The 15,702-nt window shown below is 62.8% G+C and carries 15 protein-coding genes; 7 read left to right on the forward strand and 8 right to left on the reverse strand.

Features of this window, described 5'->3' with window-relative positions:
• From mobB to moaD, 3 genes are read left to right on the forward strand one after another with little or no spacing between them, the layout of a single operon-like run.
• Positions 1 to 549, forward strand: coding sequence for a molybdopterin-guanine dinucleotide biosynthesis protein B (gene mobB / locus AC1D13_RS09160; RefSeq protein WP_457280427.1), 549 nt, complete (start codon positions 1 to 3; stop codon positions 547 to 549).
• 60 nt (positions 550 to 609) lie between these two features.
• Positions 610 to 1,893: a molybdopterin molybdotransferase MoeA gene (locus AC1D13_RS09165; protein ID WP_477689386.1), complete on the forward strand. Its 1,284-nt coding sequence runs from the start codon at positions 610 to 612 to the stop codon at positions 1,891 to 1,893.
• Positions 1,894 to 1,915: 22 nt separating this feature from the next.
• Positions 1,916 to 2,167, forward strand: coding sequence for a molybdopterin converting factor subunit 1 (moaD, locus tag AC1D13_RS09170; protein WP_457280429.1), 252 nt, complete (start codon positions 1,916 to 1,918; stop codon positions 2,165 to 2,167).
• Between the two features lie 19 nt (positions 2,168 to 2,186).
• On the opposite strand, the gene dapA is transcribed toward moaD, so the two are convergent.
• Positions 2,187 to 3,098, reverse strand: coding sequence for a 4-hydroxy-tetrahydrodipicolinate synthase (dapA, locus tag AC1D13_RS09175; RefSeq protein WP_457280430.1), 912 nt, complete (start codon positions 3,096 to 3,098; stop codon positions 2,187 to 2,189).
• A 318-nt stretch (positions 3,099 to 3,416) separates the two neighbouring features.
• On the opposite strand from dapA, the gene AC1D13_RS09180 reads away from it, so the two are divergent.
• From AC1D13_RS09180 to AC1D13_RS09195, 4 genes are all read left to right on the forward strand, one after another.
• Positions 3,417 to 3,989 (forward strand): molybdenum cofactor biosynthesis protein MoaE, encoded by a 573-nt coding sequence (locus AC1D13_RS09180; RefSeq protein WP_457280431.1) that lies wholly within the window; start codon positions 3,417 to 3,419, stop codon positions 3,987 to 3,989.
• A 184-nt stretch (positions 3,990 to 4,173) separates the two neighbouring features.
• On the forward strand, positions 4,174 to 4,575 hold the full coding sequence (locus AC1D13_RS09185) for a hypothetical protein (protein ID WP_457280432.1): 402 nt from the start codon (positions 4,174 to 4,176) through the stop codon (positions 4,573 to 4,575).
• A gap of 305 nt (positions 4,576 to 4,880) precedes the next feature.
• Complete coding sequence (gene clpB / locus AC1D13_RS09190) at positions 4,881 to 7,481, forward strand: ATP-dependent chaperone ClpB (protein ID WP_457280433.1); 2,601 nt, start codon at positions 4,881 to 4,883, stop codon at positions 7,479 to 7,481.
• A gap of 275 nt (positions 7,482 to 7,756) precedes the next feature.
• The gene (locus AC1D13_RS09195) at positions 7,757 to 8,689 is read left to right on the forward strand and encodes a histone deacetylase family protein (protein WP_457280434.1); all 933 of its coding nucleotides are present in this window, start codon (positions 7,757 to 7,759) and stop codon (positions 8,687 to 8,689) included.
• Between the two features lie 36 nt (positions 8,690 to 8,725).
• Here AC1D13_RS09195 and AC1D13_RS09200 read toward each other — a convergent pair whose 3' ends face one another.
• The 7 genes from AC1D13_RS09200 to AC1D13_RS09230 all read right to left on the reverse strand — a co-directional run bounded on the left by AC1D13_RS09200 (position 8,726) and on the right by AC1D13_RS09230 (position 15,679).
• Positions 8,726 to 9,439, reverse strand: a complete 714-nt coding sequence (locus AC1D13_RS09200) for a YebC/PmpR family DNA-binding transcriptional regulator (protein WP_457280435.1) — start codon at positions 9,437 to 9,439, stop codon at positions 8,726 to 8,728.
• 288 nt (positions 9,440 to 9,727) lie between these two features.
• The gene (locus AC1D13_RS09205; protein ID WP_457280974.1) at positions 9,728 to 11,620 is read right to left on the reverse strand and encodes a PAS domain-containing hybrid sensor histidine kinase/response regulator; all 1,893 of its coding nucleotides are present in this window, start codon (positions 11,618 to 11,620) and stop codon (positions 9,728 to 9,730) included.
• 59 nt (positions 11,621 to 11,679) lie between these two features.
• Positions 11,680 to 12,399 carry a glutathione S-transferase N-terminal domain-containing protein gene (locus tag AC1D13_RS09210; RefSeq protein ID WP_457280436.1) on the reverse strand — a complete coding sequence of 240 codons (720 nt, stop codon included), beginning with the start codon at positions 12,397 to 12,399 and terminating at the stop codon, positions 11,680 to 11,682.
• 110 nt (positions 12,400 to 12,509) lie between these two features.
• Positions 12,510 to 13,016 carry a CreA family protein gene (locus AC1D13_RS09215; RefSeq protein WP_457280437.1) on the reverse strand — a complete coding sequence of 169 codons (507 nt, stop codon included), beginning with the start codon at positions 13,014 to 13,016 and terminating at the stop codon, positions 12,510 to 12,512.
• Positions 13,017 to 13,194: 178 nt separating this feature from the next.
• Positions 13,195 to 14,295 (reverse strand): DNA alkylation repair protein, encoded by a 1,101-nt coding sequence (locus tag AC1D13_RS09220; protein ID WP_477665782.1) that lies wholly within the window; start codon positions 14,293 to 14,295, stop codon positions 13,195 to 13,197.
• 77 nt (positions 14,296 to 14,372) lie between these two features.
• Entirely contained in the window at positions 14,373 to 14,687 is a 315-nt protein-coding gene (locus AC1D13_RS09225; protein ID WP_477665783.1) for a chaperone modulator CbpM, read from the reverse strand.
• Positions 14,684 to 15,679 (reverse strand): DnaJ C-terminal domain-containing protein, encoded by a 996-nt coding sequence (locus AC1D13_RS09230; protein WP_457280440.1) that lies wholly within the window; start codon positions 15,677 to 15,679, stop codon positions 14,684 to 14,686. The genes AC1D13_RS09225 and AC1D13_RS09230 overlap by 4 nt, the downstream gene beginning before the upstream one ends.
• Between the last annotated feature and the right edge of the window lie 23 nt (positions 15,680 to 15,702).

A 15,702-nucleotide genomic window follows, 5' to 3' on the forward strand; every position in this document is an offset into this window, starting at 1 on the left:
ATGAACGTGGTCGGATTTGCCGGGTATTCCGGTTCGGGCAAGACGACATTGGTCGAAAAGCTGATCCCGGCACTGAAGGCCAGAGGCCTGCGCGTGTCGGTGGTCAAGCATGCGCACCACAAGTTCGACATTGACCATCCCGGCAAAGACACTTTCCGGCATCGCCAGGCCGGTGCCTTTGAAGTGGTCGTGGCCTCGCCAAACCGGCTTGCGCTGATGCGTGAATTTGAAAAGCCGTCCGAGCTCACCGTTCACCAGCTGATCGCCGAGCTGTATGGCGGCGTGGACTGGGTGCTGGTAGAGGGCTTCAAGAGCAGCGACCTGCTCAAGATCGAAGTCTGGCGTGCGCCTTCGGCCGACTATGCCGGCAAGCCCCCGCTCTACCCGGACGACGACTTCATCGTCGCCGTTGCCACGGATGCACCCGGCAAGCTGCCCCAAGCAACCTTGCGCCCGGTGCTGGATTTGGACGACGCCGACGCCGTGGCGGAGTACCTGGTCAACAATCAGGAACGCTTCGCCTATTCGTTTGAAGACCGTTTCGGTTAAACGTTCGCCAAAGCAGGCTTTTTTCGTTCCGTTCATGTTTTTGTTCCGGACACCCCGACCATGAGTTCTGTTTCCTCCGCGCCCGCCGGCCCGGCGCTTGCGCCGCAGCCCGGCCGGGCCCCCTTGAAGCCGCTGGACCAGGCGCTGGCCGAGTTGCTGGGCCACGCGGCATTGCTGCCCGGTGCCGAGACGGTTTCCACCTTCGATGCCGACGGCCGGGTGCTGGCCCAGGACCTGGTGTCCAGCCTCGATGTGCCGGCACACGACAACAGTTCCATGGACGGCTATGCGGTGCGTGTTGCCGACTGGTCGGCCGATGCGGTGCTGCAGGTCAACCAGCGCATTCCGGCCGGTAGCAGCGGCCACATGCTCGCGCCAGCCTCTGCGGCGCGCATTTTCACCGGCGCCCCCATTCCGCCGGGCGCCGACGCGGTGGTCATGCAGGAAGACTGCGAGACGGTCAACGCCGGCAGCGAAAGCCAGGCCGGCGTGCGCATTCAGACAGCGCCCAGAGCGGGCCAGTGGATTCGCCGTCGGGGCGAAGACGTCGCTGCCGGCGCCGTGGTGCTGCACCGTGGCGAGCGCCTGACGCCGGCCTCGCTTGGTCTTGCCGCCAGCATCGGCTTCGACAGATTGCAGGTGGCGCCCCGGGTGCGCGTCGCCCTGTTTTCCACGGGCGACGAACTTGTCATGCCTGGCGAGGTTGCACCCGCCGACATGAAGCCCGGCGCCATCTACAACTCCAACCGCTTCTTTTTGCGTGCGCTGTTGCTGCGCCTGGGCTGTACGGTCACTGACCTGGGCATCGTGCCCGACCGCCTGGACGCCACCATCGCCGCGCTCAAGGGCGCCAGCGAGCAGCACGACCTGATCCTCACCAGCGGTGGCGTGTCGGTGGGCGAAGAAGACCATATCAAGCCCGCCGTGCAGGCGCTGGGCGAACTGGCGCTCTGGCAGATCGCCATGAAGCCGGGCAAGCCCTTCGCCTACGGCAAGATTGCAGGCTCCCACTTCATCGGCCTGCCTGGCAACCCGGTGTCCAGTTTTGTGACTTTCCTGGTCCTGGTGCGGCCCTTCCTGCTCAAGTTGCAAGGCTCTGTCGAACCTGCTGTTCGTCCCATGGCTGCGACTGCGCATTTTGACTGGCCCAAAGCCGACAAGCGCCGTGAATTCCTGCGCGTCAAGCGCAACGCGTCCGGCGGGCTGGAACTGTTCACCAACCAGAGTTCCGGCGTGCTGACCTCGGCGGTCTGGGGCGACGGCGTGATCGACAACCCGGCAGGCCAGACCATCGCGCACGGGGACGTGGTGCAGTTCCTTCCGTTTTCAGCCTTGATGTCGTGAGGGCATTCCCGGTAAGACCCCTATGAAAATCACCGTCAAATACTTTGCCTCGATCCGCGAAGCCATAGGGCAGGGCAGCGAGTTGCGCGACACCTCCGCCGCTACGCTGGCCGCGCTGCGCGATGAGTTGCTGGCGGCCACGCCCGCGCACGCTGCAGCGCTTGCGCGCGGCAAATCGGTGCGCATGGCGCTCAACCAGGTCATGAGCGATGAGTCGGCTGTACTCAGCGAGGGCTGCGAAGTCGCCTTCTTTCCCCCCGTCACCGGCGGTTGATTCACTCACTCTCGGCGGCTCAAACCACCAGCGCATCCAGCTTCACAAGCCGCTCCACCAGCGCCGCAGACGCGCGCGTCATCGGGCTGCGCAACTCGTCACTCAGCAAACTCTGTCGCGCCAGCAATGCCTTGAGCGGGCCCGGATTGGGTTCTGCAAACAGGGCTTCAATCAGCGGCGGCAGCGGTCTCCACAAAGCCTCGGCCCCAGCTACGTCACCCGCTCGAAGGCACTGAACAATTTCCGCAAATCGCGACGTATGCAAATGCGCCGCTGCCGCGATAGCGCCCCGGCCGCCTGCTGCCACAGTCGCGAAGATGTTCGCATCCTCACCGGCCAACACCTGCAATTGCCCATCGGCGATCAGTGCCCGCGTTTTTGCCGGGTCACCCCCGCAATCCTTGACGGCCTGTATGCGCGGGTGCGCCGCCAGCGCCCGGATGGTCTCAAGCGCCATCTGGCTGCCCGTGCGGTAGGGGATGTCGTAAAGCACCACCGGCACCGCGCTGGCATCGGCCAGGGTGGTAAACCACTCGACCAGGCCCGCCTGCGAGGGCCGGATATAGCTGGGCGCCGGCAGCAAGATGCCCGCGAGGTTCAGTGGGCTCAAAGCACGAACGCGCGCCACTGTTTTGCCCAGGTGATAGCCCGACAAGCCCATGATCACAGGCAGGTCGGGGGCTTCGGCCATCACGGTTTGCAGCACCTCTAGTTGCTCTTCATCGCTGAGCGCGGCAGCTTCACCCGTAGAGCCGCATACCACCAGCCCGGCGATGCCGCTGGCCTGGTAGTGCGCTACCAGGCGCTTCAAGGCACCGTAGTCGACCTTGTCCTGGTCAAACGGGGTAACGAGCGGGATCCAGAGTCCCGAGAAATCGTGAGTTGCCTGAGTGGCTTGATTTGCCTGCTCGGCATTGAGCACTGTTTGCATGAATACACATCCCAAAAAACTGACCGGCTAAAAAGGCCGTCATCAGAACAAGAGAAGGTGTCCGCAAAAGACTCTGAAAAAGTAACCGGCGGCTCCATCGCTCATTCGACGACGGAACCGCAGCCCCGGTCAAATGAGCAACGGTTTTTTCGATTTGCTGGCGCACGCCTCAAAGCCGCGGGCGCTGTCGTGCGTCCGGTTGGCAAGAAGGTGAATGTGGCCAGTCATGCAGCCATATTACTTGAGGGGCCGGGCTGTGGCACTGTTTCGGCGTTGAATATGCACCGGCCTGGTTGGCCCAGTGGCAAAATTGCCACTATGGCCCAGTCTCCCCCCCGCGTCCTCATCACCACCGACGACTTCAACCTCGCCGATGAAGTTGCCGCGCTGCGCGCAAACGACAAGCGCGTCGGCGCCGTCTGCACCTTCACCGGCACGGTTCGGGACCGCAATATGGCCCCCACGCTCGGCACTGGCGTGTCCTCGCTGCCCCCCGAGGGGGCTGAACTTGCTCGGGGCGGCCCTTCGCTGCGTTCGTCGGCCGGCGCGGGAGAAGTACTTTCCATGGAGCTCGAACACTACCCCGGCATGACCGAAAAAGCCATCGAAGCCATGATCGACGAAGCGATGGCACGCTTTGACATCTTTGGCGCGCGCGTGGTGCACCGCGTGGGCCTGCTGCAGCCGCTGGACCAGGTGGTGATGGTGGCCGTAGTGTCAGCCCATCGCGGCGAAAGCTTTAAGGCCTGCGAATTCCTGATGGACTACCTGAAAACCCAGGCGCCGTTCTGGAAGAAGGAAGAAACGCCGGAAGGCGCCCGCTGGGTGGATGCCCGCGTCACCGACGATGCGGCGCTGGCCAAATGGGGAATTTCGGCCCGAAACGCTTAGCCCCGCAATTTTCTGATTTCTCTGGAAGGTATTTATGTTTCGTTGTTACAGAGTTCTATCGCTGTTTATCTGCTTCATAGGCTTGGCTGGTTGTGCAAGCAATATCACGCGACAAACACCCGATGTGCAGACCAGGCGGGTAAGCAGCGCCGAAGTTGTGTGGGTCAATCCTGGCGCCATACCCATGGCCGTCACCGTTTCCACTTACGGCTATTCCCCTCCGCCTGTCAGCGGCGCATATGTCGTATCTGCCAGGAAAGAGGTCGAAGAGCTGCTGACTGAAATCCGGGGGCAAATGACTGCCCAGATTGAAACAGCGCTAAAAGACGGCGGTGCAACGCGCGGCGATGATGCGCAGATTCGTATCCGGGTCACTGGGACTCACCACACCATAACGGGTCCAGGGGCTGTTCTGGTTGTTTCCGTTCACTTCAAGGAATCACCGCCAGGCACAAAGCCTTGGTCCGTTGAAATCAAGGGAGGTACGCCCATCGGCAGTGACAGCAAAAGCGTGGCGGGCAAATTTGCAAGAACGGCTGTTGCGGAGCTGGCTGCGGCAGGAATTATCAAGGTCAGGGCGCAGTAGTTTGGCGGTTTTCAAGTTCAGGTAGCAGGCCGTTGCGCTTCACGCAAGCAAAAACACCTTGATCTCTGTGACCGGCAGTGGCTCTTTTCCCAAGGGCAGCGAGGCGTCTTTGGCTGGTGGATCCCGAAGCCGCTGGACAAGGTGGTCCGGCAACGCCTGAACCGGGCGGGCTTGACGCACATCAAACGCGGCCCAATGGCTTGCCTTGCTTGCTGCTAGATGACTTGAAAAGGGGCGTAAAAGCCCCAAACTCGGCAATAACCGCTCCTTTGTGAGCCCGGAGCCCCTTTGCGGAGTCAAATTCAATGCGACAAGACAAATTAACCACCAAATTCCAGGAAGCCCTGAGCGATGCGCAGTCCCTCGCGCTGGGCAACGACAACGGCTATATCGAGCCGGTTCACCTGTTGGCAGCCATGCTGCGCCAGGAAGACGGCCCGCGTGCCCTCCTTGAAAAAGCCGGCGTCAACGTGGGCGGCCTCACGCAGGCAGCTGATGCGGCCGTTAAAAAACTGCCGCAGGTGCAGGGCCAGGACCAGATCCAGGTCAGCCCCGACCTCGCCAGGCTGCTGCAGGCCACTGAAAAAGAAGCCATCAAGCGCAACGACCAGTTCATTGCAGGTGAACTCTTTTTGCTGGCTGTGGCCGACAGCAAGAGCGACGTGGGCCGGCTGGCCAAAGAAAACGGCCTGACCCGCAAGGCGCTGGAAGCGGCGATCGACGCCGTGCGCGGCGGGCAGGGCGTGAACAGCGCCGACGCCGAAGGCCAGCGCGAAGCCCTCAAGAAATACTGCACGGACCTGACCGAGCGCGCCCGCCTGGGCAAGCTCGACCCGGTGATCGGCCGCGACGATGAAATCCGCCGCGCGATCCAGGTGCTGCAGCGCCGAACCAAAAACAACCCCGTGTTGATCGGCGAGCCCGGCGTCGGCAAGACCGCCATCGTAGAAGGCCTGGCCCAGCGCATCGTGGCCGGTGAGGTGCCGGATTCGCTCAAGGGCAAGCGTGTGCTGAGCCTGGACATGGCCGCACTGCTGGCCGGCGCCAAGTTCCGCGGTGAGTTTGAAGAGCGCCTGAAAACCGTGCTCAACGAACTCGCCAAGGACGAAGGCCAGACCATCGTCTTCATTGACGAGTTGCACACCATGGTGGGCGCCGGCAAGGCAGAAGGCGCCATGGACGCGGGCAATATGCTCAAACCTGCGCTGGCACGCGGCGAGTTACATTGCGTCGGCGCCACTACGCTCGACGAATACCGCAAGTACATCGAAAAAGACGCCGCACTGGAGCGCCGCTTCCAGAAGATTCTGGTGGGCGAGCCGAGCGTGGAGGCGACGATTGCCATCCTGCGTGGCCTGCAAGAGAAATACGAAGAGCACCACGGCGTGCAGATCACCGACCCGGCCATCGTGGCCGCGGCCGAGCTGAGCCATCGCTACATCACCGACCGTTTCCTGCCCGACAAGGCCATCGACCTGATCGATGAAGCCGCGGCCAAGATCAAGATAGAGATGGACTCCAAGCCCGAGGTCATGGACAAGCTCGACCGCCGCCTGATCCAGCTACAGATCGAGCGCGAAGCCGTGCGCCGCGAAAAAGACGAGTCTTCGAAAAAGCGCTTCGACCTGATTGAAGAGGAGATCGCCAAGCTGCAAAAGGAGATATCCGACCTCGATGAAATCTGGCAGGCCGAAAAAGCCCAGGCGCTCGGCTCCAAGGACGTGATGGAAGAAGTCGGCCGCATTCGCTTCCAGATCGAGGAATTCACCCGCAAGGGCGACTTCAACAAAGTCGCCGAGCTGCAATACGGCAAGCTGCCCGAGCTGGAAAAGCGCCTCAAAGAAGCGCAGGCTAGCGAAGCCAGCAAGGGAAAGTCCAGTGCGCCCACCTTGCTGCGCACCCAGGTCGGCGCTGAAGAGATCGCCGAGGTCGTGGCGCGCGCCACCGGCATCCCCGTCAGCAAGCTGATGCAGGGCGAGCGCGACAAGTTGCTGCTCATGGAAGGCAAGCTGCACGAGCGTGTGGTCGGCCAGGACGAAGCCATCGGCGCCGTGGCCAATGCCATCCGCCGCTCGCGTTCGGGTCTTTCCGACCCGAACCGGCCTACGGGATCTTTCCTGTTCCTGGGCCCCACCGGCGTCGGCAAGACCGAGCTGTGCAAGGCGCTGGCGGGTTTCCTGTTCGACAGCGAAGACCACCTGATCCGCATCGACATGAGCGAGTTCATGGAAAAGCATTCCGTGGCCCGCCTGATCGGCGCGCCTCCCGGCTACGTGGGCTACGAGGAGGGCGGCTACCTGACCGAAGCCGTGCGCCGCAAGCCCTACAGCGTGCTGCTGCTCGATGAGGTGGAAAAAGCCCACCCCGATGTCTTCAATGTGCTGCTGCAGGTGCTGGACGATGGCCGCCTGACCGACGGCCAGGGCCGCACCGTGGACTTCAAGAATACCGTGATCGTCATGACCAGCAATATCGGCTCGCCCATCATCCAGTCCATGGTGGGGCAGCCCTATGAGGATGTGAAGGAAGCGGTGGAGGGCGAGCTGAAGAACTACTTCCGGCCCGAGTTCCTGAACCGTATCGACGAGACCGTGGTGTTCCATTCGCTCGACGCGAAAAACATCGAGTCCATCGCCCGCATCCAGCTGCGTACGCTGATAGCGCGTCTGCAGAAGATGGACCTCAACATGGAGGTGTCGGAAGCGGCGATTGCCGAGCTCGCCAAGGTCGGGTTCGACCCGGTGTTTGGCGCGCGCCCGCTCAAGCGTGCGATTCAGCAGCGCATTGAAAACCCGCTGTCGAAGTTATTGCTTGAGGGCAAGTTCCCGCCCAAGAGCACCATCCCGGTGGATGTGGACCCGATCCAGAATCCGGGGGTGTTCAGCTTCGAAGCGGCGGCCGGGTGAGGCCGGGCTGAGCGGCGCCTGCAGCTTGCTATCGGATTGATAGCTGCTCGCGCTTACCAGCGGGGGCTGGTGGCCATTATTGATGTGAAAAAGACAAAAACCCGTTCCTGCGCACGCAGGCAACGGGTTTTTTCTTGCTCGCCGTCTGAGGCGGCTGGCAGAGCGGCTTGCGGACAGGATCCGTTAAAGTCATTCACGAGACCGTACAAAAACCCGCAGCCATGAAAGCCATCGACTGCATGGCGGCGCCGGCGCTGCAAAGGAGACAAACGCCCATGAGCACCCTGATCTACACCCACGAAGCCTGTTTCGACCATCGTCCCGGCCCGCACCACCCGGAGTCGCCCGAGCGTCTCGAAGCCGTGCTGCGGGCACTGAAGACACCGGAGTTTGCGAAGGCGCTCTGGCGCGATGCGCCGCTGGGCTCCTTCGATCAGGTGCTCCACGTGCACACACCCGGCTATGTGGAGCAAGTGCAGGCTGTGTCGCCGGCCGAGGGTTACCGCGCGCTCGATGCCGGTGACACCATCCTGTCGCCGGGCTCGCTGGAGGCGGTGATGCGTTGCGTGGGTGCGGCCTGTGCCGGCGTGGACGATGTGGTGACAAGGGAGGCGAGCAACGTTTTTTGCGCTACCCGCCCCTGCGGCCACCATGCCGAGGCCGACCAGGCCATGGGTTTTTGCGTGTTCAACCAGGCGGCCATTGCAGCGCTGCATGCCCGCGAGCGGCACGGCATCCAGCGTGTTGCGGTGGTGGACTTCGACGTGCACCACGGCAACGGCACGCAGAACTCGTTCTACGACGACCCGGACCTGTTCTACGGTTCCTGCCACCAGTCCCAGTTTTACCCCGGCACCGGCGCGCGCCATGAAACCGGCGTGGCTGGAAACATCGTGAATGTGCCGTTTCCGCGGGGCACCGGGTCTGCCGCCTTCCGCGCCGCGATGACCGACCAGTTGTTGCCGGCCCTGCGCAAGTTTGCGCCCGGGCTGCTGATCATCTCCGCGGGCTTCGATGCCCATCATCTGGATCCGCTGGGCGGCCTGAAGTTCACGGACGACGATTACCACTGGATCACCCGGGAGTTGATGAAGGTGGCCGATGAAACCGCCGAGGGCCGTGTGGTTTCCGTCCTCGAGGGAGGCTACAGCATGGAAGGCCTGGCCAGCGGCACGGCGGCGCATGTGCGCGCGCTGATGGGCAACTGACCCGGGAAACGCCCGGGGAACGCAAACAGACAGGCCCTAGCTGCCCAGGCCCGCATAAATGGTCTGCACATCGTCATTGGCATCGATGGCGGCCAGGAAGGCTTCGACTTCCTCGAGTTCGGCGGCGCTGAGGGTTGCCGGATCGACCGGGTTTTTCGGCTTGTAGCCCAGCTTGGCCGACAGCACGCTGAAACCCTGGGCCGGCAGTGCGCGGCTCACCAGGTCCAGGTCGACTGCGTCGGTCAGGAACAGGGTGGTGCCTTCTTCTTCGCCCGGCTCAAAGTCCTGGGCGCCCGCTTCAATGGCGGCCAGCTCGGGGTCGGCGCCTGCTGCGGCAGGTTCGGCTTCAATCATGCCCACGTGGTCAAAATCCCAGGACACCGAGCCGGAAGTGCCCAGCTGCCCCTTGCGAAACAGCACACGAACTTCGGATGCGGTGCGGTTCAGGTTGTCGGTCAGGCATTCGACCATGACCGGCACGCGGTGGGGGGCAAAACCTTCGTAGATCACGTGTTCAAAATGAACCGCATCGCCCGTGAGGCCGGCGCCTTTTTTGATGGCGCGCTCCAGCGTGTCTTTGGGCATGGAGACCTTGCGGGCCTGCTCCACCACCAGCCGCAGGCGGGCGTTCAATGACGGGTCGGCACCGCTGCGCGCGGCCACCATGATTTCCTTGGCCAGTTTTCCAAATACCTTGCCCTTGGCATTTGCGGCCAGTTCCTTGCCTTTTGCTTTCCACTGCGCGCCCATGTTTGATCTTCCTTGGTGTGTCGTGGCGCTTCATGCGCCCGGCTTGATGCTTATTGATGTGAGGTGAGCGGCCACGCGCGGGATGAGGAAAAAGCGCGGGACCGGGGGCTCTGGTTATACACCCATGGCCGCGGCGGCCTGCCGGCGGGCCTTGCGGGCGAGCTACACACATTGGCATTCCTGAAATTGCTATCTATTTGATAGCTGCTGGCGCACGGTGTTATTAGGCTGCAGACATTTTTGATGCCTGAAAAGGGGCAGAAACAGCCTTCCTGGCCGCCCAAACGCTCAAACCACCACGCCGGCGGTCTGCAGAAATGCCTGCAGGGCGGTAAAGTCCAGCGGCTTGGTGAGGTGCTCGTCGAACCCGGCGGCCAGCGCGCGGCTTTTGTCTTCGTCCGTGCCGAAGCCGGTGAGGGCCGCGACCGTCACCTGCTCGCCGCCGTGCAGGGCGCGCAGGGCTGCCAGCACCTCGTAGCCGTTCATTCCCGGCATGCCGAGGTCCAGCAAAACGGCCTGGGGTGCCTGCTGGCGAAACATCTCCAGCGCAGCGGGGCCGTCATAGGCCACTTTCACCTGGCAGTCCATCAGCCTGAGAATCTCCGCCAGGCTATTGGCTGCGTCGCGGTTGTCGTCCACCACCAGGATGGCCGCGCCCGGACCGCTTGCGTCATCGGTGCCGTGCACGCCTGTCTGCGCATTGGGCAGGAAAAAAGTGAATGTGCTGCCGCGGCCTGGGCCCTCGCTTTCAGCATGCAGTGCGCCGCCGTGCATTTCCACCAGGGAGCGTGCCAGCGTCAGGCCGATGCCCAGCCCGCTTTCCCGCGCGGCTGTCTGCGCGTCGCCCTGGGAGAACAGCTCGAAGATCTGGCTGAGCGCCTGGGACGACAGACCCAGCCCGTTGTCGCGGACCGAGGTGTAGAGCTGCGTGCCCTCTTGCCAGACTTTCAGCTCGATCAGGCCCGCCTCGGGGGTGTACTTTGCGGCATTGACCAGCAGGTTCTGCAGGACCTGGGCAAGCCGTGTGGCGTCTCCCTGCACCAGCGGCGACGCGGCCGGGATGTCTGCCTTCAGGCGGTGGCGCCGCGCATCAAACAAGGGGCGCACGGCCTCAATGGAGCGGGCCACCACCTGGTTGTAGGAAACCTGCTCCGTCTTGAACCGGATCTTGCCGGTGGTCAGCCGCCCGACATCGAGCAGGTCGTCAACCAGGCGTGTCATGTGCGTGAGCTGCCGGTCAATCATGTCGCGGCTGCTTCGAACCAGCGGGCTGGGGGAGGGTTCCAGTTGCAGGATGGTGATGGCGTTGCGGATGGGGGCCAGCGGGTTGCGCAGCTCGTGCGCCAGCATGGCCAGGAACTCGCTCATGCGCTTGCTGGATTTTTCCAGCTCGTGCAGGCGCCGCCTTTCGGTCATGTCGCGTGTGACTTTGACAAAGCCGCGCAGTTGCCGGCCCGTGTCATACACCGGGGCGATCACCACATTGGCCCAAAACACCGAGCCGTCCCGCCGAACGCGCCAGCCTTCTTCTTCAGCCCGGCCATGCTCCAGGGCCGCCTTCAGTTCGGCTTGGGGTTTGCCGGCCTCAAGGTCTTCAGGACGGTAAAACAGGCTGAAATGTTTGCCGATGACTTCGCTCGGACTGTAGCCCTTGATGAGCTGCGCGCCGCTGTTCCAGCTCTCGATCACGCCGTCGGGGCTGAGCATGAAGATCGCGTAGTCCCGCACCCCTTCGATCATGAACCTGAAGCGTTCCTCGCTCTCGCGCAGCGCTTCCTCGTGAGCCCGGCGTTCCGTGAGGTCGCGTGTGACCTTGCCGAAACCGGCGAGTTGTCCGTTCTCGTCCCTGAGCGCGGTAATGACGACATTGGCCCAAAAACGGCTGCCGTCCTTGCGGATGCGCCAGCCTTCTTCCTCGAAGCGCCCATCTCTTTCCGCGCGGCGCAATTCCTCGGCGGGCCATCCGGCGGCGACGGCCTCAGGGGGGTAAAAGGTGGAGAAATTGCGGCCGATGATCTCGTCGGCCCGGTACTGTTTGATGCGCTGGGCGCCGATATTCCAGGACATCACGTTGCCCGCGGTGTCGAGCATGAAGATGCCGTAGTCCTGCACCGCATCCACCAGCAGGCGAAAGCGGTCCGTTGTAATCTGTTCCGGGCTAGGAGCTGGCTTGGCGGACATGCCCGCCATGATAGCCAATTTGACCATCCCGGCCTGTCCGCCGTGTTCGCGTGGGGGCGTCAGCCGCGCGCGGGTATGCCCAGCCCCTTGACGACCGCAGGGCGCGCCACAAACGCGTCGAGCACGCGCGTCACGTTGGGGAATTTCTGGATCTCCACCAGCTCACCGGCGCCATAAAACCCGATCAGGTTGCGCACCCAGCCGAAGGTGGCGATGTCGGCAATCGTGTAGTCGTCGCCCATGATCCAGCTGCGGCCTTCGAGCCGCTGGTTCAGCACACCAAGCAGGCGGCTGGATTCGGCAACGTAGCGGTCGCGCGGGCGCTTGTCTTCATAGTCCTTGCCGGCGAACTTGTGGAAAAAACCGAGCTGGCCAAACATCGGGCCGATGCCGCCCATCTGGAACATCAGCCACTGGATGGTTTCGTAACGGGCAGCTGCGTCCGTTGGCAGGAATTTACCGGTCTTCTCGGCAAGGTAGATCAGGATCGCGCCGGACTCGAATAGGCCCAGCGGTTTACCGCCAGGACCGTTCGGATCGAGGATGGCCGGGATCTTGTTGTTCGGGTTGAGCGACAGAAATGCCGGCGACATCTGGTCGTTGCTGCCAAAGTCGACGAGGTGCGGCTCGTAGGGCAGGCCGCACTCTTCCAGCATGATCGATACCTTGACGCCATTGGGCGTGGGCAGCGAATACAGCTGGATGCGGTCAGGGTGCTGGGCGGGCCATTTCCGGGTGATGGGGAAATCGCTCAGGGAGGTGGCGGTGGTTTGGGTCATGGGTCGGAATTCTGTTGTCAAAAGCGAAAACGCCGATGGCACAGTACGCTAGTCCCGCTGGCCAGCGGGGGTATTCAGACCCGCCAGCCGCGAAGACCGTAGCCGGGCCTTTACTTCACCGGAATCACCGTGCCCGCCGGCACCGGAACCGCTGTCACGCTGTTCTGCGGCGAACCTTCGATCACGCGGTCGGAATAGGTGAGGTAGACGAGGGTGTTGCGTTTGGTGTCCACCATGCGCACCACACGCAGCTTTTTGAAGACCAGCGAAATGCGTTCGCTGAACATTTCTTCCTGCTTCTCGATCGGTTTGCCTCCCGGGAAACTGATCACGCTGGTCTGCCGGCAGGCTATCGAGGCTTCGGCCTTGTCTTCGGCCACGCCGAATGCGCCCTTGATACCGCCCGTCTTGGCGCGCGAGACATAACAGGTGACGCCGCTCACCTTGGGGTCGTCATAGGCTTCCACCACGATCTTGTGGTCCGGCCCGATGAATTTGAAGACCGTGTCGACCGCGCCGATCTCTTCACCGCCGGCGCCTCCGCAGGCGGACAGAAGCAGCACCAGGCTGAGGGCGCAATAGGCGGGGCTGAATCGTTGCAGGGTGAGTTGGCGCATGAACATGTCCTTGGTGCTTGGTATGGGAATCGGAAGGGCGGCGGGAGGGCGTCAGGTAGCTACTGTACAAAGCCCGCCGCCAGGTGCCTGGGCTGCGCGGCCCTGCGACAAGGTAGTATATTGGATTGCTATATATTTGATAGCTGCTTGCTCTTGTCTTTATTGGGCTGTAGCCATTTCAGGTCTTCACCAGGTCAAAATGCCCGCTCGCAAGGCGTTCCCCATTGACCATGATGTCCACCGCGTGCCGCCCGGCATGGTGCACACGGGTGGTGAAGTCGCGCACGACCTGGCTGCGCGACAGCTGCACGCTTTCGCCGGCGGCCAGCGTTAACTCCTTGAGTTTGAATACCTTGGCCGAGCTGCTGCCCGATTTCTTGACGTAGTGCACCGCGTAGTCCACCACCAGCCGCTGGCTTTGGCGCGAGGTGGATTGCAGTGTGAACGACAGTGACATCCGCTCGCCCAGGGTGAGTTTCTTGGGGGTGATGGACAAACCGCTGATGCCGACGTCCGCCTTTTTACCGGCGCCGATCACACCCAGCGCCTGCCTGTCGCCCTGCTTGATCAGTGTGCGCAGCGCGTGCCGGGCAATCCACGCGGTGTGCGGGTTGTCCAGCGGCCAGCTCTTCAGACGCTCCAGCACCCAGTCGGGGTGCAGCTTGGTGACGTCGTTGAGGTGGTTGGCCACCGACTTGCGTACGTAGAGGCTGCTGTCGGACTTCAGCGATTCCAGGATGGGCGCGGCAAGTTCGGGGTCGGCCATCAGCGCATCCAGCCTGAAAGACCAGGGCAGGCGAGGGCGGCTGCCTTCGCTGGCCAGGCGCCGCACATGCTCGCTCCCGTCTTTGGCCCAGGCCTTCATCACGGCCAGCGTGCGCGCAGGGTCCTGGCGGATGAATTCACGGATGGCGAACTCCGAGGTCCCGAAGGCGGTGAAAAACTTCAGCGCCTCCATGGAGGTGTCGAAATCATCGCGCCCATACAGGCCCACATAGTCCGGCAGTACCAGCGTGACGAAGCCGCTGTTGATGCGCGGGGCCAGCTTGCGCAGGATGGCGATGGCTTTTGGGAAGTCAGCCGGCAATGTGGCGTGCAGGCACTCGCTGGTGCGCCGCAGGCGCTGCATCAGCGAGAGCTCGTCCAGGCCAGGGAGCGCGAGTGCAAGAAATTTTTTACCGTCAAAACGCGGGTAGATCACAGCGGTTTCAGCCGCGATGTGGTGGTAGCGCGCCTTGTCAAAGATGTTTTTCAGGGCGGGCGCTGCTTCGGTGGACATGGCGCGAATTCTCCCATGCTGCTTTGGCAGCGAGCGCCATGATCTGTCCTATATAGAAGATTGCCCGCGCCGATGAGTCAGTTGTCCTGCAGCCGGTGCAGCTGTCGGCGCAGACTGTCCAGCTCGTCCATCAGTTCCATTGCCAGCGCCGCACCTGCTGGGTTCACCCCCAGGTCGCGCTGCAGGCGCACAGCCACGGTGGCCCGGTGCAAGTGCACGCCGGTGAAGCGCCAGACCTCAGGAGCCTCTCCCACAGGCGCCAGCAGGCCTTCGTGTACCAGGTCCACGATGAGCTCCGACTGCGCGGAGCAGGCCCGGCAGAGATCGTCAAGGGTGAGTTCATCCTGGTCTTCCAGGATGAAGCCGGCGAGGTAGCGGGTGGGGGTGTTCATGCCTTGGCTCCCGAGGTTTGCAGGGCGGTGCGCGGCCTGAAGGCCTTGAATGCCGCCGCCATGTCTTCGTACGCTTTCTTTGCCGCATCCGTGTCCGCGGCCGGCAAGACCACCTGCAGCACAAAATAAAAATCTCCCGGGGTCTTGCCCGGCAGCCCGCGTCCCTTGAGCCTGAGCTTGCGCCCGCCGGCAGAGCCCGCCGGGATTTTCAGCTCCACCTCGCCGGTGGGCGTGGGCACTTCCACCTCGGCGCCCAGCGCGGCTTCCCATGGCGCGACGGGCAGATTCATGTACACGTCATGGCCCTCGGCACGGTACAGGGCATGCGGCAGAAATTCAACATCCAGGTAAAGGTCGCCCGGGCTGCCTTGACCCATACCGGGAGAGCCCTGGCCCGCCAGGCGAATGTGCTGGCCTGCGCGTATGCCCTTGGGGATGACGAACTCGATGCTGCGGTCCTGCATCGTCACGCCGGCTTCACTCTCCATCGGCATGCGCAACTGCAGCTTGCGCGTGGCGCCGCTGTAGGAGTCGCCGATGTCGATCTGGATTTTGGCGTGCTGGTCCTGGCCATGCATGTCAAAGCTTCGGCTGCCGCGCATATCGTCAAAACCACCCCGGCCTTGCGGCCCTCCGCCCATGCCGCGGAAGATCGCGTCGAAAAAGTCGCTGTGGTCAAAACCTTCGGCTCCGCCAAAATGGGGAGCGCCGGTGGCACCCCTGGAGGCCTGCCCCGGGTTCCAGCCCGGTGGCGGGCGGAAGTCCTGCCCGGCCTGGTAGTTGGCGCCCAGTTGGTCGTAAGCGGTGCGCTTTTCAGGATCGCGCAACACCTCGTAGGCTTCGGCGATTTCCTTGAAGCGTGCCTCGGCGTTTTTTTCCTTGCTGACGTCGGGATGGTATTTGCGTGCCAGCTTGCGGTGTGCCTTTTTGATCTCGTCGGGCGTGGCGCTGCGCTCTACGCCCATGACCTTGTAGTAATCCTTGAATTCCATGAAACACTTTCATCAGGGATGGT

This window comes from Polaromonas sp. P1_E12, from assembly GCF_056405975.1.

Excerpts from the sequence above, each read along its gene's own strand:
- mobB (WP_457280427.1), top strand. The coding sequence starts at position 1 with ATGAACGTGGTCGGATTTGCCGGGTATTCCGGTTCGGGCAAGACGACA.
- AC1D13_RS09165 (WP_477689386.1), top strand. The coding sequence starts at position 610 with ATGAGTTCTGTTTCCTCCGCGCCCGCCGGCCCGGCGCTTGCGCCGCAG.
- moaD (WP_457280429.1), top strand. The coding sequence starts at position 1,916 with ATGAAAATCACCGTCAAATACTTTGCCTCGATCCGCGAAGCCATAGGG.
- dapA (WP_457280430.1), bottom strand. The coding sequence starts at position 3,098 with ATGCAAACAGTGCTCAATGCCGAGCAGGCAAATCAAGCCACTCAGGCA.
- AC1D13_RS09180 (WP_457280431.1), top strand. The coding sequence starts at position 3,417 with ATGGCCCAGTCTCCCCCCCGCGTCCTCATCACCACCGACGACTTCAAC.
- AC1D13_RS09185 (WP_457280432.1), top strand. The coding sequence starts at position 4,174 with ATGGCCGTCACCGTTTCCACTTACGGCTATTCCCCTCCGCCTGTCAGC.
- clpB (WP_457280433.1), top strand. The coding sequence starts at position 4,881 with ATGCGACAAGACAAATTAACCACCAAATTCCAGGAAGCCCTGAGCGAT.
- AC1D13_RS09195 (WP_457280434.1), top strand. The coding sequence starts at position 7,757 with ATGAGCACCCTGATCTACACCCACGAAGCCTGTTTCGACCATCGTCCC.
- AC1D13_RS09200 (WP_457280435.1), bottom strand. The coding sequence starts at position 9,439 with ATGGGCGCGCAGTGGAAAGCAAAAGGCAAGGAACTGGCCGCAAATGCC.
- AC1D13_RS09205 (WP_457280974.1), bottom strand. The coding sequence starts at position 11,620 with ATGTCCGCCAAGCCAGCTCCTAGCCCGGAACAGATTACAACGGACCGC.
- AC1D13_RS09210 (WP_457280436.1), bottom strand. The coding sequence starts at position 12,399 with ATGACCCAAACCACCGCCACCTCCCTGAGCGATTTCCCCATCACCCGG.
- AC1D13_RS09215 (WP_457280437.1), bottom strand. The coding sequence starts at position 13,016 with ATGCGCCAACTCACCCTGCAACGATTCAGCCCCGCCTATTGCGCCCTC.
- AC1D13_RS09220 (WP_477665782.1), bottom strand. The coding sequence starts at position 14,295 with ATGTCCACCGAAGCAGCGCCCGCCCTGAAAAACATCTTTGACAAGGCG.
- AC1D13_RS09225 (WP_477665783.1), bottom strand. The coding sequence starts at position 14,687 with ATGAACACCCCCACCCGCTACCTCGCCGGCTTCATCCTGGAAGACCAG.
- AC1D13_RS09230 (WP_457280440.1), bottom strand. The coding sequence starts at position 15,679 with ATGGAATTCAAGGATTACTACAAGGTCATGGGCGTAGAGCGCAGCGCC.